Raw genomic sequence first — 20,330 nt, forward strand, 5'->3', positions numbered from 1 at the left:
GACTATGTCTTACAAAAAGGATAATAAAATCAAAAGTAATTTCACCACAATTACTATCAGTTTAGCTTCTCCGGAATCTATCCTGGAGCGTTCGAGCGGTGAAGTTTTAAAACCGGAAACCATCAACTACAGGACTTACAAGCCTGAGCGTGATGGTTTGTTCTGCGAGCGTATATTCGGTCCGGTGAAGGATTACGAGTGCCATTGCGGTAAATACAAACGTATCCGTTACAAAGGTATCGTGTGCGACCGTTGCGGTGTTGAAGTAACCGAGAAAAAGGTACGTCGCGAGCGTATGGGCCACATCAATTTGGTGGTGCCTGTTGCACACATCTGGTACTTCCGCTCGTTGCCAAACAAAATTGGCTACCTGCTGGGCTTACCAACCAAACGCCTTGATTTGATCATTTACTACGAACGTTATGTAGTTATACAGCCGGGTATTAAAGAAGGCGACGGAATCTCTAAAATGGATTTCCTGACCGAAGAAGAATACCTGGATATATTGGATACCTTGCCAAAGGAAAACCAATACCTGGATGATAAAGATCCACAGAAATTTGTAGCTAAGATGGGTGCTGAGGCTTTGGAAGATCTTCTGAAACGCCTTGACCTTGACCAGTTATCATACAACCTGCGCCACCAGGCTGCAAACGAAACTTCACAGCAACGTAAAAACGAAGCTTTGAAACGTTTACAGGTTGTAGAAGCTTTCCGCGATGCAAAAACAAGGATTGAGAATAACCCGGAGTGGATGATCGTGAAGATCGTTCCGGTTATCCCGCCAGAGTTGCGCCCGCTGGTACCATTGGAAGGTGGCCGTTTTGCTACTTCCGATTTGAATGACCTTTACCGCCGTGTGATTATCCGTAACAACCGTTTAAAACGTTTGATCGAGATAAAAGCACCGGAAGTTATTTTACGTAACGAAAAACGTATGCTGCAGGAAGCTGTAGATTCGTTATTTGATAACTCACGTAAAGTAAACGCGGTAAAAACTGAAGGTAACCGTGCATTGAAATCTCTTTCAGATATCCTGAAAGGTAAGCAAGGCCGTTTCCGTCAGAACTTATTGGGTAAACGTGTGGATTACTCGGCACGTTCGGTAATTGTTGTAGGGCCTAACCTTAAACTGCACGAGTGTGGTTTGCCAAAGGATATGGCTGCTGAATTATTCAAACCATTTATCATCCGCAAGATGATTGAGCGTGGTGTGGTTAAAACAGTAAAATCTGCAAAGAAAATTGTTGACCGTAAAGACCCATTAGTTTGGGATATTTTGGAAAACGTATTAAAAGGCCACCCTGTATTACTAAACCGTGCGCCTACGCTGCACAGGTTGGGTATCCAGGCTTTCCAGCCAAAATTGGTTGAAGGTAAGGCTATACAATTGCACCCTTTAACCTGTACCGCCTTCAACGCGGATTTTGACGGTGACCAGATGGCTGTGCACGTACCACTTGGTAACGCAGCAATTTTGGAAGCCCAGGTATTAATGCTTGCATCGCACAACATCTTAAACCCTGCCAACGGTACCCCAATTACAGTACCTTCGCAAGACATGGTGCTTGGTTTGTACTACATAACCAAAGGCCGTAAAACAGATGAAACCCGTGTGGTAAAAGGCCAGGGCTTAACCTTCTATTCGGCCGAAGAGGTAATTATCGCTTACAACGAAAGAAAAATTGACCTGCATGCCTTTATTAAGGTTAAAGGAAGAATTAAAGAACGCGATGGTATCATCGTATCTAAAATAATTGAAACTACTGTCGGCCGCGTGTTATTTAACCAGCACGTGCCCGAAGAAGTTGGTTACATTAACGAACTGTTGACCAAGAAATCACTGCGTGATATTATTGGCGAGGTTGTTAAGATGACCGGTATGGCTCGTGCAGCACAGTTCTTAGATGATATCAAAGAATTAGGCTTTAAGATGGCATTCCAGGGTGGTTTATCATTTAACCTGAAGGATATTAACATCCCTGAAGAAAAGGTTACTTTGATAGCACAGGCTTCTAAAGAAGTGGAAGATGTTATGGGTAACTATAACATGGGTTTCATTACCAATAACGAGCGTTACAACCAGATCATTGATATTTGGACACGTATCAACAACCGCTTAACCGCGAATGTGATGAACATCCTAAGCAACGATAACCAGGGCTTCAACTCTGTTTATATGATGCTTGACTCTGGTGCACGTGGTTCTAAAGAGCAGATCCGTCAGCTTGCAGGTATGCGTGGTTTGATGGCGAAACCTCAAAAATCAGGTTCGGGTGGTGAGATCATCGAAAACCCGATCTTGTCTAACTTTAAAGAAGGATTGTCGGTATTAGAGTACTTTATCTCTACTCACGGTGCGCGTAAAGGTTTGGCGGATACGGCGTTAAAAACAGCGGATGCTGGTTACTTAACCCGTAGGTTGCATGATGTTGCGCAGGACATGATCGTTGGTACAGTTGATTGCGGTACTTTAAGAGGTATCTACACAACTGCATTAAAAGATAACGAGGATATTGTTGAGCCATTATACGATCGTATTTTAGGTCGTACCACACTTCATGATGTTTATGACCCTATCACCAACGAGCTGATCGTTTCTGCAGGCCATGATATCACCGAAGAAATTGGTAAAAAAATAGAGAACTCACCTTTAGAAGGTATCGAAATTCGTTCGGTATTAACCTGCGAAAGCCGCAGAGGTGTATGTACATTATGCTACGGCCGTAACCTTGCAAGCGGTAAACGCGTGCAAAAAGGCGAGGCAGTGGGTGTAATTGCAGCACAGTCGATTGGTGAGCCGGGTACACAGTTAACACTTCGTACATTCCACGTGGGTGGTACTGCATCAAACATCGCGGCAGAATCACAGATCAACGCAAGGTTTGAAGGTATCATTGAATTTGAGAACGTACGTACCGTTGAGTACAAAACCGACGAAGAAAACGTTGAAGTGGTATTAGGCCGTTCGGGCGAGTTCCGCATCATCGAGCCGGGTACCAACAAGGTTATCGTTACCAATAACATTCCATACGGTTCGTACCTGTATGTAAAAGATGGCGCTAAAATTGCCAAAGGCGATCGTATCTGTTCATGGGATCCGTACAATGCGGTTATCATATCAGAGTTTGCCGGTATCACCACTTTTGAGGCGGTATTGGAAGGCATCACTTTCCGCGAGGAAAGCGATGAGCAAACAGGTCACCGTGAGAAAGTTATTATCGATACCAGGGATAAAACAAAAAACCCTGTTATCCAGATAGCTGATTCAAAAGGTAATATCATTAAAGGATACAACATCCCGGTAGGTGCCCACATTTCTGTTGAAGAAGGTGAGAAACTGCAAACCGGACAAGTTATTGCTAAAATCCCTCGTTCAACCGGTAAAACGCGAGATATTACAGGTGGTTTACCACGTGTAACCGAGTTATTTGAAGCACGTAACCCATCTAACCCTGCGGTAGTAACCGAGATTGACGGTGTGGTAACTTTAGGCGGTGTGAAACGTGGTAACCGCGAGATCACCATCGAAAGTAAAGATGGCCAGGTTAAAAAATACCTGGTGCCTTTATCTAAACACATCCTGGTACAAGATAACGACTTTGTTAAAGCAGGTATGCCATTGTCTGATGGTTCTATCTCTCCGGCAGATATCCTTGCCATTAAAGGCCCTGCGGCCGTGCAGGAATACCTGGTAAACGGTATACAAGAGGTTTACCGCTTACAGGGTGTGAAGATAAACGATAAACACTTTGAGGTTATCGTTCACCAGATGATGCAGAAAGTTGCTATTGAAGATGCAGGTGATACCCGTTTCCTGGAAAGGGAAGCTGTTGATAGCTGGGACTTTATGATAGAGAACGACGAGATGTTTGATAAGAAAGTGGTTACCGAAGCCGGTGATTCAACTAACTTAAAAGTAGGTCAGATCGTATCTTTAAGGAAACTGCGCGACGAAAACTCTATCCTGAAACGTAAGGATGCGAGATTAGTTGAGGTAAGGGATGCAATCGCTGCAACCTCGAGCCCGATGCTGCAAGGTATCACAAGGGCATCATTAGGTACCAAATCGTTTATTTCAGCGGCATCGTTCCAGGAAACCACCAAGGTACTGAACGAGGCAGCCATAGCAGGTAAAAAAGATAACATGCTGGGCTTGAAAGAAAACGTTATTGTTGGTCACTTAATTCCGTCCGGAACTGGTTTACGCGAATACGAAAATATCCGCGTAGGTTCTCAGGAAGAATTTGATCGCCTGATGGCTTCAAAAACTGAGGAAGTGGAAGCTTAATCAGATTTTTTTAAATACTTTTGCAAAGCCTTCTATGAAAATGGAAGGCTTTGCTATTTTAGTACCATGGAAGAACAAAACGAACAACAAATAAACATTGAGCTTTCTGAAGAAGTTGCAGAGGGCGTTTACGCTAATCTTGCCATCATAACCCATTCCAGTTCGGAGTTTGTGCTCGATTTTATCCGTGTAATGCCGGGTGTACCAAAAGCAAAAGTAAAATCGCGCGTGATACTAACGCCCGAGCACGCCAAAAGGCTGTTAACCGCGTTGGAAGATAATATAGAGAAATATGAGGCCGTAAATGGCCGCATCAAAATAGGGAACGACCCAACAGGCGGAGCCTTCCCCATGACCTTCGGCGGGCCCATCGGCCAAGCGTAGTTTGTTCATGGATCATAGTTTATAGTTCATAGCCTGGAGCTGCCATGAACTATGAACCATTAACTATCAACCATAAAATATGAACAAGGATTCCAAAATATATATCGCCGGGCATCGTGGAATGGTAGGTTCTGCTATATATCGTAAACTGCAGGCAGAAGGTTACACGAATTTTATCCTACGGAGATCGGAAGAGGTAGACCTGCGCGATCAACAGCAGGTTGCTGCTTTTTTTGCTCAAACTAAACCTGATTACGTGTTTTTGGCAGCCGCGAAAGTTGGCGGTATTGTAGCCAATAATACCTACCGTGCCGATTTTTTGTACGAAAACCTGCAAATTCAGAACAACGTTATCCATAACTCTTACTTAAATGGCGTAAAAAAGCTGATGTTCCTGGGTTCGAGCTGTATCTACCCCAAGCTGGCACCACAGCCGCTGAAAGAAGATTACCTGCTGACCGGTACCTTAGAACCTACAAACGAACCTTATGCCATAGCCAAAATAGCGGGCATTAAAATGTGCGATGCCTACCGCGCACAATATGGCTGCAACTTTATATCGGTAATGCCTACCAATATGTATGGCTACAATGATAACTATCATCCGCAAAACTCGCACGTACTGCCGGCCATGATCCGCAGGTTTCATGAGGCAAAGGAGCAAAATCTACCAACGGTTACCATTTGGGGAACCGGTACGCCGCTGCGCGAGTTTTTGTTTGCCGATGACCTGGCAGAGGCTTGTTATTACCTGATGCAGAATTACGATGAACCCGGCCTGGTTAATATTGGCAGCGGAAGGGAGATAAGCATTAAGGACCTGGCCCTGTTGATAAAAAAAGTAGTTGGCTATGAAGGTAATATCGATTTTGATACCAGCAAACCCGATGGCACACCGCGCAAACTGATGGACGTTACCAAACTGGCCGAAAAAGGCTGGAAATATTCCACGCAATTAGAAGACGGTATCCGCCTGGCTTATGAGGATTTTTTAATAAAACATGTGGAGCGGTAAGGCAAACAATATTATTCTAAAAAGTGTTAGCACAGCGTTAACAGAAATTGATACAAATGAGTAAAACCATCATCTTCGGCGCTTCGGGCCAGTTAGGGCAATGTTTTAAAAAGCTGGCCGCAGATAAAAACTTCGACTTTTTTATTTTCCCGGATGAAACCGAAGCCAATATTTTAGATGTTGAAGGCTTGGGCAAACTCTTCGCTAAATACAAACCGGCTTACGCCGTTAACTGCGCTGCTTACACTGCGGTTGATAAAGCAGAAGACGAGTCCGACCTTGCCGAAAAGATCAACAAAACCGGCGTAGAGAATATCGCCAAACTGTGCGGCGAACACGGGACAAAACTGATACAGGTATCAACCGACTTTGTATTTAAGGGTGATATTTCTTCGCCTTTGAACGAGGAGGATGTAACAGAGCCCATCAGCGTTTACGGCCAAACCAAGCTGGATGGCGAAAAGGTTATCCCGGCGCTTGTGAAGGAGTACTTTATCGTGCGCACCGCATGGCTTTATTCCGAATTTGCGAACAACTACGTGAAGACCATGCTTAGGCTGGGTAGCGAACGCCCCGAGTTGAAGATCATAGCTGATCAGGCAGGCACGCCAACATACGCTATCGATCTGGCAAATTGTATCATCACCATTATCACTTCGGGCAGCACCGCTTATGGTACTTACCACTACAGCAACGAGGGGATAGCCTCCTGGTACGATTTTTCCAAGGCGATATTTGATATCTCGGGAACGGAGGTAAAAGTGATCCCTATTCCAACCAGTGAGTATCCAACAAAGGCCACCAGGCCACCGTATTCGGTAATGGATAAAACCAAAATAAAAAGAATATTCGGCATCGAAATTCCGTATTGGAGAGACAGCCTGCAGGTTTGTATCGGCGAATTAAAACAACAAAACTAAACACATCATCACAATGAAGGGTATCATATTAGCAGGCGGATCGGGCACAAGGCTTTATCCTATTACCAAGGCCATAAGTAAACAGCTGATGCCTATTTACGATAAGCCGATGATCTATTATCCGCTATCGGTTTTGATGCTGGCCGGTATCAACGAGATCCTCATCATCACCACCGCCGAGGATAACCCCGGTTTTGTGCGCCTGTTGGGCACCGGCGAAGAACTTGGCTGCAAATTCCAGTACGCCATACAGGAAACACCTAACGGATTGGCCCAGGCCTTTGTTATTGGCGCTGATTTTATTGGTACCGATAAGGTTGCCCTGGTGTTAGGCGATAATATCTTCTACGGATCGGGCTTTAGCAGGCTTATCCAAAGCTTTAATGATGTGGATGGTGCTGCCATATTCGCCTACCCCGTTGCCGACCCGGAACGCTACGGCGTTGTGGAGTTCGACTCTGAATACCGCGCAGTATCTATCGAAGAAAAGCCAACCGCCCCAAAATCAAAATACGCCGTACCCGGATTGTATTTTTACGATAACAGCGTGGTTGAGATAGCAAAAAACATCCAACCATCCCCGCGCGGCGAATACGAAATTACCGACGTGAACCGTGTGTACCTGGAGCAAGGCAACCTAAAAGTTGGTGTAATGGATCGAGGCACCGCATGGCTGGATACCGGCACGTTCGATTCCCTGAGCGATGCTACCGAATTTGTACGCGTGATAGAAAAACGCCAGTCGCGCAAGATTGGATGTATAGAGGAAGTTGCCTACGTAATGGGCTTTATCGACGATGAACAGCTGAAGGTTTTGGTGCAGAAATACATCAAGAGCGGTTACGGGGCGTATCTGCAGAGTTTGTTAGATCAGTAGAAGCTTATCCTCCGCTGCCGCAAGCGTCCTCGCTTGTGGCCAGTTAGCAGAGCGGCATTGCTTTTCAATGTGCATAGTTTGCATAATGGCAACCTTGCATGCGGGCTACAAGCGAGGACGCTTGCGGCAGCTAAAACCTTTATTTCTTTTGAAATTCAGGATGCTCACCAATAACCTTTAGCATTTCGTCCAGTAAATCATCACTCAACGCATCTACCCAAACAATCCCCTCATCTTTCCTAAACCAGGTCATTTGCCTTTTGGCGAAGCGGCGGGTGTTTTGTTTGATCAAGGCGATAGCCGTTGGCAAATCAGTATTGCCATCAAAGTATCCGAAAATTTCACTGTAGCCAACGGTGTTTAGGGCGTTAAGCTGGCGATGGGGCAGCAGTGCTTTCACTTCCTCCACCAAACCATCAGCCACCATCATATCCACGCGTTGATTAATGCGATTGTAGAGCGTCTCCCTCGGCATATTCAGCCCAAGTTTGACAATATTAAAAGTGCGCTTATTGGTTTTCGCGGTGCGATAAGAGGAAAAGGGCTGCCCCGAGCTTTCGTAAACCTCGATGGCCCGTATTACGCGCTGTGGGTTGTTAATATCAACCTCGTTATAGTATACCGGGTCCACCAGTTTTAAGCGTTCCTGCAAAGCGGGGAGGCCATTTTCGGCTAATTCGGCGTTGAGGCGTTCCCGTATCGCCGGGTCGGCGGTAGGTAATTCATCGAAACCTTCGCAAATGGCTTTAATGTACAGGCCCGAGCCACCGGCCAGTATCACAACCTGATGTTTTTGAAAAAGCTCTTCCAGCAACACAAGGCATTCCCTTTCAAAATCGCCAACCGAAAAACTTTCGGTAATGGAATGTGAGTTGATAAGGTAATGAGGCGCTGCAGCAAGTTCTTCATCCGTGGGTTTAGCCGTACCGATGCTCATCTCCCTGAAAAATTGCCTCGAATCGGCAGAAACCACAGCTGTATTAAAATGCTGGGCTAATTGAATAGCCGCCGCCGTTTTACCCGAAGCCGTAGGGCCGGCAATTACAATGAGGGTGGGGGTGGTGGTGCTCATAGTTTGTGAGAAAAATATCGAACACCGAATGTCGAATAATGAACTTCGAAGGGATTAAGAATGATGAATTTTAAATACTTCGAAGTTCATTATTCGATATTCAAAATTCATCATTCGATATTCAAACAATATTAGTAATCGTCTCCGCGGCCGGGTTTTTCGTCATCCTCAAAACCATCGTCATCGCCAAAGCCAAATTCATCTTCTTCCTCGTCCTCTTTCTTTTCTTCTTCGGGGTCGTCTATACCGGTATCGGTCACTTCAGAAAAATCCTCGGTTTCCTCGGGGTTGTACAACATTTCGTTCAGGAAATCCAGGTCTTCATCCGGCGTAGCAGCGGCCGCGACAGTTGGATTAAACACATTGCCAAACTGTTTCGGCGCTTCGCCTACTGAGCGTACCACCAAAGGGTAAGTTGCACCCGGGGTATCGTTCAGGATGATCTGCCTTAACTCCACATGGAAATCAAAAGGCCTGTCGAAATTAAAGGTATAGTAAAATTTTTGGTGCGGATCGTCGATAAAGCTGCTCAGTTTTATCTTCTCCATCAGCGGGATCTTCCTGTCGATCCGTTTTTGATTGGGCAGGTAAGTAATTTCTTCGCCCTTCATCCACTGATCGTTGCTGATATAAAAAGATGAAGAATATTCAGGGTTGTACCCGGTAGACTGGTGTATAGCGCGGTGAAGATCCTCAAACGTTTGGTTCGATTTTACATCAATATCCCGGCTCACATCATCGTAATCCTCAAAAGTAACCCTGAACCTGTATAATGCCATTTTTAGTAAATTTTGTCAAAAATAATAATGTTTTTATTCAATTTGTGCTTGCAACAACTTTCAAGCCAATTTCTTGTCCTTTTTCAATCGTAAAGTTTATCGCGGCCTCTCTATTATTAGGAATTTCGCCCTCCAGGATGGCCTCGCGGATCTTATTCTTAATAATTCCCACTTCGCGGCCCTCTCCAATGCCAAAAAGCTGCATAATATCCAGCCCGGTTACCGGTGGCTGCCAGTTTCTAATGCTGTCGCGTTCTTCTACATCCTTTATTTTCTGTAGAACCAGCTCAAAATTGTTACGATACTTTTTAACCTTGTATTCGTTTTTGGTGGTTACGTCTGCTTTACACAACAGCATCAGCGCTTCTATGTCCTCACCAGCCTCAAACAGCAGCCTCCTTACGGCCGAATCGGTTACGATGGATTGCGACAGTACTATCGGCCTTAAATGCAGTTGCACCAGTTTCTGCACGAATTTCATTTTCTCGTTCAGCGGTAATTTCAGCTGAGCGAAGATCTTGGGCACCATGCGCGCGCCCTTATCCTCGTGCCCGTGGAAAGTCCACCCGTGGCCCGGTTCAAAGCGTTTGGTAGGGGGCTTGGCAATATCATGCAAAATAGCCGCCCAGCGCAGCCAAAGGTCGTCGGTAGTTTCGCAGATGTTATCCAGCACCTGCAGGGTGTGGTAAAAATTATCCTTGTGCCCTTTACCGTTGATGATCTCCACCCCATAAAGCGCCACCATCTGCGGAAAGATGATGTGCAGCAAGCCCGTATCAAACAAATAATTAAAACCGATAGAGGGCTTTGCCGACAGGATGATCTTATTCAGCTCATCGGTAATGCGCTCCTGCGATACAATTTTGATGCGGTGCAGGTTGCTTTTGATGGCTGCGATGGCCTCATCATCTATCCGGAAATTCAACTGCGATGCAAAACGTATTGCCCGCATCATTCGCAAAGGATCGTCCGAAAAAGTTTCTACCGGGTTTAGCGGCGTGCGGATGAGCTTTTGTTCGATATCGGCTATACCTCCAAATGGGTCTACCAGTTCGCCGTAATTATGGGCGTTTAAAGTTATAGCCAGCGCGTTGATGGTGAAATCGCGGCGTTTCTGGTCATCATCCAGCGTACCGTTCTCTACAATAGGCTTACGCGATTCGGAGCGGTAACTTTCCTTGCGGGCGCCTACAAACTCCACCTCTACATCCTGATAGCGCAGCATAGCGGTACCAAAATTTTTAAATACCGATACTTTTACGTTCAGCTTCGCGGCAACCGCCTCGGCAAATTCTATCCCATTACCTAAAACAACAATATCAATATCCTTTGATGGGCGATTGAGAAAAATATCCCGCACGTACCCGCCAATGGCATAAGCCTGCACATTTTGCCCGGCAGCAATGCTGGAAATAACAGAAAATACCGGGTGTTGCAGGTGTTGTTTCATAAAAATAAAGCCGCAGAGCGGCTTATGTAGTACGGTGCAAATTTAATGATATTAAAATTAACGGCGAATAAATTCAAAACTGCCGTTCGGGTCCAGCCGCATGATGGTAGACGGGGCCTTTTTCTCCATGCTGTGCTGGTCTATATCCACCACGTAATCAACGCCATCAATAATATCCTGGCTTATCTTGCCGAAGTATTCGGGAGAAGGCTCTCCGCTGATATTGGCGGATGTGGATACAATAGGTTTGCGCAAACGCTGGATCAGTTGCTGGCAAAAAGGATGGTTACTTACCCTTATGCCCACGCTGCCATCCCCGGCAATCAGGGCGGGCGAGAGGTTGCGCGCGCCGGGCATTACCAGCGTAAGCGGGTTTTCGGCAAATTCTATCAATTGGTAGGCAATTTCGGGCACCTCGGTAATATAGCTTTGCAGCTTGTTATCGGTATCAACCAAAATGATCATACTCTTGCTTTCTTCGCGTTGTTTCAGTGCGAAGATCTTTTGCACGGCTTCGGTATTGGTGGCATCACAGCCTATACCCCAAATGGTATCGGTAGGGTACAGGATGATGCCGCCATCCTGTAGTACTTTTAATGCCTTGTTTACTTCGTCCTTAAGCATGGGCGGTTATTTGTTGGTATATGTTCATCAATTGCGCCGCTAAGTTACGGTCTTCAAATCGTTGTGCATAATCTAGGCCTTTGGTAATCATTTGCTGCCGCAATGCGTCGTCAGTTAATACCTCATCTATTTGCTTCGCGAGGCCTTTTTCATCATCCGGGTTTACGTAACGGCTATGTTCACCCCCTGCTTCCTCCAAACAGGAACCTGTTGCCGCAATAACAGGAACGCCCGATACCAGTGCCTCTAAAACCGGGATGCCAAAACCCTCATAGCGGGACGGGTAAACAAAAAGTGCTGCCGATTGATAAACCGCAGGCAGATCGTCAAAGCTTACCTCATGCTGAAAAAGCATCCTGTCGCTTAGGTTATTGGCCGATAAGTAAGCTTTCACCTCATCTAAATAAGCCGTCGCTTTACCAACCACTACCACGGGTATATTTGTTTTGAGATAGGGCAGGGCTTTGGCCAAAAGCATCAGGTTCTTGCGCTCTTCAATGGTGCCCACGTTCAGTATAAAGCTATCCGGCAGGTTGTACTTTTGTTTGACGGTTGCTGTTTGTTTCGGGGATTGCTTGATGCTGAACTCCGGCGCGCAGCCCTGGTATACCACTTCTATTTTTTGTGGGTCGATATCAAGCAGTTCAACCAGATCCTGTTTGGTGCGTTCGCTGATAGCGATAACCCTATCGGCGGTTTTGCAGGCACGTTTTGTTTTTGCGGTGTAAATAAGGCGGTTTATCCAGCCATAATATTGCGGGAAACGCAGGAAGATGAGATCGTGTATGGATACTACCGATCTGATGCCTGTATTGCCGATGCCTAAAGGCAGCTCGTAGCTCAAGCCGTGATAAACGTCGATGCCGTCCTTTTTGAGGTTGGTCACCACGCCCTTGCTGCGCCACAATGCGGTAAGGTATTTACTGGCAGGGGTAATGGTTTTGATATTCGGGAAGCTTTCGAAAAAATTACGCCACTTGTTTGGTTTAAGTTTTGGCGTGTACAGCAGGTAGGTGTTTACAGGATAGTGCGATGCCGTGGTTTTTATCAGCCAGCGGCTAAAATTGCCCAGGCCGGTGTTGTTTAAAAAAGCACGTTTGGCATCGTATCCGATCTTCATAGTGAGTGGTGAATGGTGAGTGGTGAATAGTGAGTAGTGAGTGGTTGATAGGTGGTGAGCAGTGAGTTTGAGGCCGATTATGCCACCACTTACTACTCACCACTTACTGCTCATAACTCACTATTCACAACTCACCATTGACTACTATACTGCTACGTTATTCTCCCTCAAAGCATCATTCAATGATGTCTTTTTATCGGTAGATTCTTTACGGGTGCCGATGATCAGTGCACAAGGCACCTGGTACTCGCCGGCAGGGAATTTTTTTGCGTAAGTACCCGGGATAACTACCGAGCGGGCAGGCACACGGCCTTTGTATTCAATCGGCTCTTTGCCGGTAACATCAATAATTTTGGTAGATGCGGTCAGTACTACGTTAGCGCCTAAAACGGCTTCGCGTTCTACATGCACACCTTCTACAACAATAGCACGCGAACCAAGGAAACAGTTATCCTCAATGATCACAGGTGCGGCCTGTACCGGCTCTAAAACGCCGCCAATACCTACGCCACCGCTGAGGTGTACATGCTTGCCTATTTGCGCACACGAGCCTACGGTTGCCCAGGTATCAACCATGGTACCTTCATCTACATAAGCGCCAATGTTTACGTACGATGGCATCATGATAACGCCTTTTGCCAAATACGCGCCGTAACGGGCAATACCATGCGGTACCACGCGTACACCAAGCTCCTTGTAGTTGGTTTTTAGCTTCATTTTATCATAAAACACAAAAGGACCCGTTTTTATTTCTTCCATCTGGCGGGTAGGGAAGTAAAGGATAACGGCTTTTTTTATCCAGTCGTTGGTGTGCCAGCGGCTGCCTATCAGTTCGGCAACGCGTATCTCGCCTTTGTCAAGGCGTTCGATAACGGTTTCAATGGCGTTGGTATATTCGCTGTAGTTTAAAAGATTCCTGTCCTCCCAGGCATCTTCAATCATTTTTTTAAGATCGATCATTTAGTAACGAAATAAATTTTGTCAAATTAAAGGATTTTTAGGGAGATTTGTTTGAGATAATTGTACATGCTAAGCGCAGAAGTGAGAATAACAGCCGTTTAGTTTCCGTTAAATATGAAAATATACCTTTTAATTATTTTTACCTGTCTAACGTATTGTGCCCAGGCACAGAGTGATGAAGAGATTTGGAAAACCTGGAATAAGAACTATCCGGAAAAAGATATACCGGCCATGCTGAAACTTGAACAGCAATACGCGGGAGAGCGTGGAAAAAAATCCGAAAATAGCACCTTATTATGTTAGGCTGGCGAGCTATCGTTTTAAGGCAATATTTTTAGGCAAAACAAAGCCGGTTGATGCCGAAATAATACAATCGATGCAGCGGGTTTTAACCCTTAATCAAAGAGACCCTAACCAGATGGCACGACTTGTGGATTCGGTTGTTTTGATAAAAGTTGGCCAACGGCAAGTATGGATGCCTATACAGAGGAATTTATTGCCGCAATTACACAAAGAGGTTTCGAAAGGCCAAAAGATAACGCTATACTGCGCGTTCTTAAATGAACATACCACTAAAAATCAATTATTCAATAATTTCCTCATTTCTGAATTCGTTACTGAGTAGTACCTGAGCAAAACATTATGCCTGAAAAAGAAAAACTAAGAATAGATAAATACCTCTGGGCTATCCGCATGTTTAAAACCCGTACGCTGGCCTCGGATGCCTGCAAGGCTGGCCGTGTAAAATTAGAGAGCAATAACATCAAGGCATCGCACGAGGTAAAGATAGGTGAGCGCTACCAGATCTCTAAAGGACCCGAACGTAAAGTGATATTAGTGGCCGGCCTTTTAGAGAGCCGCGTGGATGCTAAAAAAGCGGTGGATTACTACCAGGACATTACCCCCGTAGAACAAACTACGGCCTTTAAATCCATGTTCCACGCCCCGGTGCTCAAACGCGACCGCGGCACCGGCCGCCCCACCAAACGCGACCGCCGCGAAACCGACGATCTGAAGGATAACTTTTTTGAAAAGCCGGAGGAACCAGCGGAAGAACATTAATATCCTTTGTCATGCTGAACCGGTGTGGGACAGCCGCTCGCATATTTGACTCACCCCGGGTTCGCTAACGCTGCCCGACCCTCTCTCCGCAAGCGGAAAGAGGGTTAAAAAAAAGAAAAAAAGCTCCCCTCTTTCCGAAGGAGAGAGGGGTTGGGGGTGAGTCAACTCGCGATGCGGACACGATCATGTGTTTTGAATACGCAAGATTTTAATCCATCGCTCTCTCCGCAAGCGGAAAGAGGGTGAAAAGAGAAAAAAAGCTCCCCTCTTTCCGAAGGAGAGAGGGGTTGGGGGTGAATCAACTCGCGATGCGGACACGATCATTGTGTTTTGAACACTAAAGGTTTGAACACATCGCTTTTAAAATCCACATTGAATTTTTAAAAGAGGTTTACCCGGACGTCCGTCGCGCTACGAATAAGATAAGGATTTTATCCTTATTTTTGCCCTTTATAACCACCTATGCGCACAAAAAGGTGCAGAATTGCGTTTACTCATCTACATGAAAGATACCTACCAGGGCGAAGAACATAAAATTGCAATTATCGGTTTAGGCTATGTGGGTTTGCCGCTTGCTATCGAATTCGCCAAAAAATATAACGTTTTAGGGTTTGATATAGATGAACAGCGCATCCTGGAACTCAGCCTCGGCACCGACCGCACACAAGAAGCTAATATCGACGACCTGCAACAGGTACTAAAGCATTCTGCTGAGACAGGCTTAAAGTTCTCTGCCGATACCGAAGAGCTGCGCAATTGCAACACCTACATCGTAACCGTACCCACCCCAATAGATCAGTTTAAAGCGCCTGACTTAGGCCCATTGTTAAAAGCCTCCGAAATGCTTGGCGAAGTACTAAAACCCGGGGATTTGGTGATCTACGAATCTACCGTGTATCCCGGCTGTACCGAGGAGGATTGCATCCCCGTATTGGAAAAAGCATCGGGACTTAAGTTTAACGAAGGCTTTTTTGCGGGATACTCTCCTGAACGGATCAACCCCGGCGATAAAATAAACACGCTTACCAAAATTAAAAAGGTTACCAGCGGTTCTACGCCGGAAATTGCCCAACGGGTGGATGATCTGTATGCTTCCATCATTGAAGCCGGCACCCACATGGCGCCAAGCATCAAGGTTGCCGAGGCATCAAAAGCTATCGAGAACGCTCAGCGCGATGTAAACATCTCCTTTGTGAACGAACTGGCGCTGATCTTCGACCGAATGGGCATTGATACCAACGATGTGCTGGACGCCGCGGGCACTAAATGGAATTTTTTAAAATATAAACCCGGCCTGGTTGGCGGGCACTGCATAGGGGTAGACCCATACTATTTAGCTCACAAGGCCGAATCATTAGGCTACCAGCCGCAGGTGATCCTCTCCGGCCGCAGGGTGAACGATGAGATGGGTAGCTTTGTAGCCGGTAAGGTAATTAAACTGCTGGTTGCCAAAGGGCACGATATCAGCCACGCCAACGCGCTGGTGCTGGGCATCACCTTTAAGGAGAACTGCGCCGATGTGCGCAACAGTAAGGTAGTTGATATTTACACCGAATTAAAAGCCTTTGGGCTGAATGTGGATGTATACGACCCATGGGCCGATGCGGAGAAAGTACAACAGGAATACCAGATAACACTAACCGCAGTCATTGATAAAAAGTACGACGCGATTGTTCTGGCCGTGGCCCATAATGAGTTTTTAGCGCTGGATTATGCAACGATAATAAATGGCGATACCGGCGTTATTTACGATACCAAATCGGTTTTGCCGCGGGGGATTGTGGATGCACGTTTATAGTTAGCCATTTTTAATGCACAGAAATGATGATTTCTTATGCCAACGCCCGCATCAATCGCTTTGTTCGGGCTTGTTCGGGCTGTTCGCACCCGATCACGAACGCGAACACGCGCAATCGGCGCTTGATTTTTTTGAGTATTATTGCAAACCAAAAATATACCGGATCTTTTTAGCTAATGAAGAGTATCGCCCAAAAAGTATTTGATATCGAAATTGAATCGCTGCAGCATGTGGCATCGATGATAGACGAACAGTTTTCGCAAGCGGTGGAAGCCATCCTGCAGAGTAAAGGTAAATTGGTGGTTTGCGGAATGGGGAAATCGGGGCATATTGGTAAAAAGATCTCGGCAACGCTTACCAGCACGGGCACCCAAAGTTTTTTTATGCACCCCGCGGAAGCTTTCCACGGTGACCTGGGTATGGTGGGGGAGAACGATATCATTCTCATCCTGTCCTATTCCGGCGAAACCGAGGAAGTTTTAAAACTGGTGCCCTTTTTAAAATGGCATAAAAACCCGTCCATAGCCATTACCGGCAACCCAAATTCTACGCTGGCAAAAAATGCCACTTACCACTTAAATGTAGGTATTAAGCAGGAGGCTTGTCCGCTGGAGCTGGCCCCAACATCATCTACCACTGCCACATTGGTAATGGGTGATGCGCTGGCTGTTGCATTGATGACGGCGAGAGATTTTAGTCCCGATGATTTTGCACGGTTCCATCCCGGCGGGCGTTTGGGCCGTAAGCTTTTAGTGCGGGTGAAGGATCTGATGCGTACTGATAACTTGCCTTTTTTGGAGCCGGGTGCCAATTTTACGCAGTTGATCATCCGCATGTCCGAAGGGAAATTGGGGATGGTAGTATTAGGCACAGCCGAGAAAGTCGCCGGCGTTATTACCGACGGCGACCTGCGCCGCGGCCTGGTAAAATATGCCGATGTACAACAGATGCCCATTACCACGATGATGAATGGCAACCCCATTATTGTAAACGATGATATGCTGGTTTATGATGCCGAAGCCCTGATGCTGGAGCGAAAAATAACTACGCTGCTGGTGCAAAACAGCGATAGCCGGATAACCGGCGTTTACCAGATATTTAACCAGGCATAAGCGGCAGATGAAAGCGATCATAGTAATACCCGCCCGTTTAAAATCCACCAGGTTACCCGATAAGGTTTTACTGGACTTGGGCGGCAAGCCCGTTATCCAACGCGTTTACGAGGCTTGTATGCAGGCAAAACTGCACCAGGAAGTTTGGATAGCCGCTGATAGTGATGTGGTGTTTAACCTGTGCAAACAGTTTACGCCAAATGTATTAATGACCAGGGAAGAGCACCCCAGCGGTACCGACCGGATTGCCGAGGTGGCCGCAAAGATCCCCTGCGATATCGTGATCAACGTACAGGGCGACGAGCCTTTTTTTGATGCCGATATTGTAGACAGGCTAATAACCGCCCTGCAGCAAAGCGATGCCGCTATGGCCAGCGTTTGCGCGCCCGTAGAAACCATAGACGAACTCCACAACCCCAATTTAGTTAAGTTGGTTGTTGATGTAAATGGCAATGCCATTTACTTTTCGCGCTATCCGGTACCGTACTCCAGAGATGTGATATTGGAGGATGCATCGGCCTACAAAAAGCATATGGGTGTATATGCATACCGCGCGGAGTTTTTGAAGAAGTTTATTCAATTGCCGGTATCGTTTTTAGAGCGGTCTGAAAAGTTGGAGCAGCTGCGCGCCATAGAAAATGGTTATAAAATTAAAATGATAGAAGTTGCAGGTTTCCAAAAGGGGATAGATACCCCGGAGGACCTGGAGCATGCACGTAAAAAAATAGAAAACAATGGCACTATATAAAAACATTACCGAGAAGCCCTTTTTTATTGTTGGCCCCTGCGTTATGGAAAACCAGGAATTGCTTTACACCGTAGCCGAAAAGGTTGCAGAGATAAAAGCGAAATATCCCATAACCGTGGTGTTTAAATCCTCTTTCGATAAGGCCAACCGTACCAGCATAAGCGCTTACCGCGGCCCCGGCATTGAAAAGGGTTTGGAGATGCTGAACAACGTAAAAGAGAAATTCGGCTTGGAGGTTACTACTGATATTCATGAGCCCTTCCAGGCGGCAATAGCTGCGCAAGTGGTGGATATTTTGCAGATCCCGGCATTCCTTTGCAGGCAGACAGATTTGCTGGTAGCGGCCGCGCAAACCGGTAAGGTGGTGAATGTGAAAAAAGCGCAGTTCCTATCCGGGCAGGATATGTTTTACCCGGCGCAAAAGGTAAAAGAAGCCGGTAACGAGCAGATCATCCTCACCGAACGTGGCAACTCGTTCGGTTATAATAACCTGGCGGTAGATTTTAGGAATATTGCTGATATGAAGGAATTTGGTTACCCGGTTTGTATGGATTGTACTCACTCGGTACAGCGCCCCGGCGGTGCAGGCGGCAAAACCGGCGGCGACCGCAAATTTGTACCCAACATGGCTCATGCAGCACGTGCCTTCGGCGCGAGCGGCTATTTTATCGAAACCCATCCCGATCCTGACCACGCCCTGAGCGACGGCCCGAATATGCTATATTTAAAGGATCTGGAAGAGTTGATCAAGTCGCTGATTAGCTAATTTATTATTTTGCGAATGGCGGTGGGGACACCGCCATTTTGTTTATCACCCCGGTTGCGGTGTCCTTACCGCAACCATTCAAAATCTAATAATCCGTTTTATCCTCTATCGCTTCCCAAAGCTTAAAAGCGGGTTGGGCTTCGTTGCGCATCAGCTGCTCAAAGGGGAGTTTGCGCTTCTCCATCGGCAGTTCCAGCTCATCGTAAATAAAATGGTCGTAGAAACCGATGGCGGCAGCATCGGCCTTGGTATTGGCGTAATATATTTTGCTGATGCGGGCCCAGTAAATGGCACCCAGGCACATCGGGCAGGGTTCGCAGCTGGTGTAGATCTCGCAGCCCTCTAAATTAAAAGTGCCCATTTCCTGGCAGGCCAGGCGTATAACTGATACCTCGGCATGTGCTGTTGGGTCGTTGGTGGGTACTACTCTATTGGCACTGCGTGCTATTACCATGCCGTCTTTAACGATCACAGCACCAAACGGCCCGCCTAATCCCTGTTTAACATTATATTCCGACAGATCGATAGCCATCTGCATAAAATCCTCGTGTTTCATAATTCGTTTTCGTTATAAATTAAAAAACCCCAACTCAAAGCCGGGGTTTCATTATTTAATATTTTATTTTCCATCTGCACATTCGCACATCTGAAATTTGCACATCTGAAATTTGCACATCTTACTTCTTGTCTTTCGCGTAATCGTCGTTAAGCCTTTTAATCACATCGGCAGTAACATCCAGGCTTGGGTCGCCGTAAAGCATACCTGTGCTGGCGCGGGTGAAGGTTAACACCAATTTGTAGCCTTTTTCTTTAGCGTAAGCTTTGGTAAAAGCAGCCAATTTTTCGTAGAATTTATTTTGCTCGGTAGCCTGGTCCTGTTGAACCTGCGCGCCGGCGTTTTGCTGATATTGCTGAAACTCCTGGCCTTTACGTTGCAGTTGTTGCTCTGTTGCTGCGCGTTTATCGGCAGGCATTGTAGCAGCTTCTTTTTGGTATTCGGCATATTGGCGTTGTATAGCCTGCTGGCGAGATTGTACATCGGCCTGTGCTGCTTTGGCTTTGTCTTCCAGGCGTTTAGACATATCGTTGAAATAGTCGTATTTAGCCACAAGCGTATCCTGGTTGATGAACACTATTTCGTGTGCTGTAGTTGTTGTTGGGGTGCTTGCTGCAGCAGCAGGTTTGTCGGCAGTTTTATTTTGGTTGCACGCAGCTACGCTTGCGGCAAGGGCTAATAATAAAACTGATTTTGTAACGATTGACGCCTTGATTTTCATTCTGTTTATCTAAAAAAAATTTTGACAAAGATAAACTTTCGTATCAAGTTTCCTAACCCTAAAAAGGATGTTTAT

Annotated in this window: 19 protein-coding genes; 11 read left to right on the forward strand and 8 right to left on the reverse strand. The window is 46.2% G+C overall.

Annotated features, from left to right (window positions below; all coding sequences use genetic code 11):
- Window positions 1-4: 4 nt before the first annotated feature.
- From rpoC to rfbA, 5 genes are all read left to right on the forward strand, one after another.
- The gene (rpoC, locus tag IDJ77_RS08650) at window positions 5-4,291 is read left to right on the forward strand and encodes a DNA-directed RNA polymerase subunit beta' (RefSeq protein WP_191188548.1); all 4,287 of its coding nucleotides are present in this window, start codon (window positions 5-7) and stop codon (window positions 4,289-4,291) included.
- 66 nt (window positions 4,292-4,357) lie between these two features.
- On the forward strand, window positions 4,358-4,675 hold the full coding sequence (locus IDJ77_RS08655) for a DUF3467 domain-containing protein (RefSeq protein ID WP_191188549.1): 318 nt from the start codon (window positions 4,358-4,360) through the stop codon (window positions 4,673-4,675).
- Window positions 4,676-4,754: 79 nt separating this feature from the next.
- A complete protein-coding gene (locus IDJ77_RS08660) occupies window positions 4,755-5,690 on the forward strand; it encodes a GDP-L-fucose synthase family protein (protein ID WP_191188550.1) in 936 nt (311 codons plus the stop codon).
- A gap of 56 nt (window positions 5,691-5,746) precedes the next feature.
- Window positions 5,747-6,610: a dTDP-4-dehydrorhamnose reductase gene (gene rfbD, locus IDJ77_RS08665; protein ID WP_191188551.1), complete on the forward strand. Its 864-nt coding sequence runs from the start codon at window positions 5,747-5,749 to the stop codon at window positions 6,608-6,610.
- 13 nt (window positions 6,611-6,623) lie between these two features.
- Entirely contained in the window at window positions 6,624-7,487 is an 864-nt protein-coding gene (rfbA, locus tag IDJ77_RS08670; RefSeq protein WP_191188552.1) for a glucose-1-phosphate thymidylyltransferase RfbA, read from the forward strand.
- 139 nt (window positions 7,488-7,626) lie between these two features.
- Here rfbA and miaA read toward each other — a convergent pair whose 3' ends face one another.
- The 6 genes from miaA to IDJ77_RS08700 form a co-directional block, all read right to left on the reverse strand.
- Window positions 7,627-8,559, reverse strand: coding sequence for a tRNA (adenosine(37)-N6)-dimethylallyltransferase MiaA (gene miaA / locus IDJ77_RS08675; RefSeq protein WP_191188553.1), 933 nt, complete (start codon window positions 8,557-8,559; stop codon window positions 7,627-7,629).
- Window positions 8,560-8,690: 131 nt separating this feature from the next.
- Complete coding sequence (locus tag IDJ77_RS08680) at window positions 8,691-9,338, reverse strand: IS1096 element passenger TnpR family protein (protein ID WP_191188554.1); 648 nt, start codon at window positions 9,336-9,338, stop codon at window positions 8,691-8,693.
- Between the two features lie 37 nt (window positions 9,339-9,375).
- Window positions 9,376-10,788 (reverse strand): CCA tRNA nucleotidyltransferase, encoded by a 1,413-nt coding sequence (locus IDJ77_RS08685; RefSeq protein WP_191188555.1) that lies wholly within the window; start codon window positions 10,786-10,788, stop codon window positions 9,376-9,378.
- Between the two features lie 57 nt (window positions 10,789-10,845).
- Entirely contained in the window at window positions 10,846-11,412 is a 567-nt protein-coding gene (locus IDJ77_RS08690; RefSeq protein WP_191188556.1) for an L-threonylcarbamoyladenylate synthase, read from the reverse strand.
- Window positions 11,405-12,532: a glycosyltransferase family 4 protein gene (locus IDJ77_RS08695; protein ID WP_191188557.1), complete on the reverse strand. Its 1,128-nt coding sequence runs from the start codon at window positions 12,530-12,532 to the stop codon at window positions 11,405-11,407. Before IDJ77_RS08695 ends, IDJ77_RS08690 begins: the two co-directional genes overlap by 8 nt.
- Window positions 12,533-12,676: 144 nt before the next feature.
- On the reverse strand, window positions 12,677-13,492 hold the full coding sequence (locus IDJ77_RS08700; protein ID WP_191188558.1) for a 2,3,4,5-tetrahydropyridine-2,6-dicarboxylate N-succinyltransferase: 816 nt from the start codon (window positions 13,490-13,492) through the stop codon (window positions 12,677-12,679).
- Window positions 13,493-13,757: 265 nt separating this feature from the next.
- Between IDJ77_RS08700 and IDJ77_RS08705 the strand changes: the two genes are divergently transcribed.
- The 6 genes from IDJ77_RS08705 to kdsA all read left to right on the forward strand — a co-directional run bounded on the left by IDJ77_RS08705 (window position 13,758) and on the right by kdsA (window position 18,978).
- Window positions 13,758-14,117 (forward strand): hypothetical protein, encoded by a 360-nt coding sequence (locus tag IDJ77_RS08705; protein WP_191188559.1) that lies wholly within the window; start codon window positions 13,758-13,760, stop codon window positions 14,115-14,117.
- A 17-nt stretch (window positions 14,118-14,134) separates the two neighbouring features.
- Window positions 14,135-14,554: an RNA-binding S4 domain-containing protein gene (locus tag IDJ77_RS08710; RefSeq protein WP_191188560.1), complete on the forward strand. Its 420-nt coding sequence runs from the start codon at window positions 14,135-14,137 to the stop codon at window positions 14,552-14,554.
- A 502-nt stretch (window positions 14,555-15,056) separates the two neighbouring features.
- Window positions 15,057-16,352, forward strand: a complete 1,296-nt coding sequence (locus IDJ77_RS08715; protein WP_191188561.1) for a nucleotide sugar dehydrogenase — start codon at window positions 15,057-15,059, stop codon at window positions 16,350-16,352.
- Between the two features lie 176 nt (window positions 16,353-16,528).
- A complete protein-coding gene (locus IDJ77_RS08720; RefSeq protein ID WP_191188562.1) occupies window positions 16,529-17,464 on the forward strand; it encodes a KpsF/GutQ family sugar-phosphate isomerase in 936 nt (311 codons plus the stop codon).
- 7 nt (window positions 17,465-17,471) lie between these two features.
- The gene (kdsB, locus tag IDJ77_RS08725; RefSeq protein ID WP_191188563.1) at window positions 17,472-18,212 is read left to right on the forward strand and encodes a 3-deoxy-manno-octulosonate cytidylyltransferase; all 741 of its coding nucleotides are present in this window, start codon (window positions 17,472-17,474) and stop codon (window positions 18,210-18,212) included.
- Window positions 18,199-18,978 (forward strand): 3-deoxy-8-phosphooctulonate synthase, encoded by a 780-nt coding sequence (kdsA, locus tag IDJ77_RS08730; protein WP_191188564.1) that lies wholly within the window; start codon window positions 18,199-18,201, stop codon window positions 18,976-18,978. The genes kdsB and kdsA overlap by 14 nt, the downstream gene beginning before the upstream one ends.
- An 85-nt stretch (window positions 18,979-19,063) precedes the next feature.
- Here kdsA and IDJ77_RS08735 read toward each other — a convergent pair whose 3' ends face one another.
- Together IDJ77_RS08735 and IDJ77_RS08740 are read right to left on the reverse strand one after the other, a co-directional pair.
- A complete protein-coding gene (locus IDJ77_RS08735) occupies window positions 19,064-19,534 on the reverse strand; it encodes a nucleoside deaminase (RefSeq protein WP_191188565.1) in 471 nt (156 codons plus the stop codon).
- A gap of 121 nt (window positions 19,535-19,655) precedes the next feature.
- A complete protein-coding gene (locus tag IDJ77_RS08740) occupies window positions 19,656-20,255 on the reverse strand; it encodes an OmpH family outer membrane protein (protein ID WP_191188566.1) in 600 nt (199 codons plus the stop codon).
- Between the last annotated feature and the right edge of the window lie 75 nt (window positions 20,256-20,330).

The sequence above is a fragment of the Mucilaginibacter pankratovii genome, from assembly GCF_014773265.1.
In the GTDB taxonomy this organism is placed as follows: Bacteria; Bacteroidota; Bacteroidia; order Sphingobacteriales; family Sphingobacteriaceae; genus Mucilaginibacter; species Mucilaginibacter pankratovii.

Excerpts from the sequence above, each read along its gene's own strand:
- rpoC (WP_191188548.1), top strand. The coding sequence starts at position 5 with ATGTCTTACAAAAAGGATAATAAAATCAAAAGTAATTTCACCACAATT.
- IDJ77_RS08655 (WP_191188549.1), top strand. The coding sequence starts at position 4,358 with ATGGAAGAACAAAACGAACAACAAATAAACATTGAGCTTTCTGAAGAA.
- IDJ77_RS08660 (WP_191188550.1), top strand. The coding sequence starts at position 4,755 with ATGAACAAGGATTCCAAAATATATATCGCCGGGCATCGTGGAATGGTA.
- rfbD (WP_191188551.1), top strand. The coding sequence starts at position 5,747 with ATGAGTAAAACCATCATCTTCGGCGCTTCGGGCCAGTTAGGGCAATGT.
- rfbA (WP_191188552.1), top strand. The coding sequence starts at position 6,624 with ATGAAGGGTATCATATTAGCAGGCGGATCGGGCACAAGGCTTTATCCT.
- miaA (WP_191188553.1), bottom strand. The coding sequence starts at position 8,559 with ATGAGCACCACCACCCCCACCCTCATTGTAATTGCCGGCCCTACGGCT.
- IDJ77_RS08680 (WP_191188554.1), bottom strand. The coding sequence starts at position 9,338 with ATGGCATTATACAGGTTCAGGGTTACTTTTGAGGATTACGATGATGTG.
- IDJ77_RS08685 (WP_191188555.1), bottom strand. The coding sequence starts at position 10,788 with ATGAAACAACACCTGCAACACCCGGTATTTTCTGTTATTTCCAGCATT.
- IDJ77_RS08690 (WP_191188556.1), bottom strand. The coding sequence starts at position 11,412 with ATGCTTAAGGACGAAGTAAACAAGGCATTAAAAGTACTACAGGATGGC.
- IDJ77_RS08695 (WP_191188557.1), bottom strand. The coding sequence starts at position 12,532 with ATGAAGATCGGATACGATGCCAAACGTGCTTTTTTAAACAACACCGGC.
- IDJ77_RS08700 (WP_191188558.1), bottom strand. The coding sequence starts at position 13,492 with ATGATCGATCTTAAAAAAATGATTGAAGATGCCTGGGAGGACAGGAAT.
- IDJ77_RS08710 (WP_191188560.1), top strand. The coding sequence starts at position 14,135 with ATGCCTGAAAAAGAAAAACTAAGAATAGATAAATACCTCTGGGCTATC.
- IDJ77_RS08715 (WP_191188561.1), top strand. The coding sequence starts at position 15,057 with ATGAAAGATACCTACCAGGGCGAAGAACATAAAATTGCAATTATCGGT.
- IDJ77_RS08720 (WP_191188562.1), top strand. The coding sequence starts at position 16,529 with ATGAAGAGTATCGCCCAAAAAGTATTTGATATCGAAATTGAATCGCTG.
- kdsB (WP_191188563.1), top strand. The coding sequence starts at position 17,472 with ATGAAAGCGATCATAGTAATACCCGCCCGTTTAAAATCCACCAGGTTA.
- kdsA (WP_191188564.1), top strand. The coding sequence starts at position 18,199 with ATGGCACTATATAAAAACATTACCGAGAAGCCCTTTTTTATTGTTGGC.
- IDJ77_RS08735 (WP_191188565.1), bottom strand. The coding sequence starts at position 19,534 with ATGAAACACGAGGATTTTATGCAGATGGCTATCGATCTGTCGGAATAT.
- IDJ77_RS08740 (WP_191188566.1), bottom strand. The coding sequence starts at position 20,255 with ATGAAAATCAAGGCGTCAATCGTTACAAAATCAGTTTTATTATTAGCC.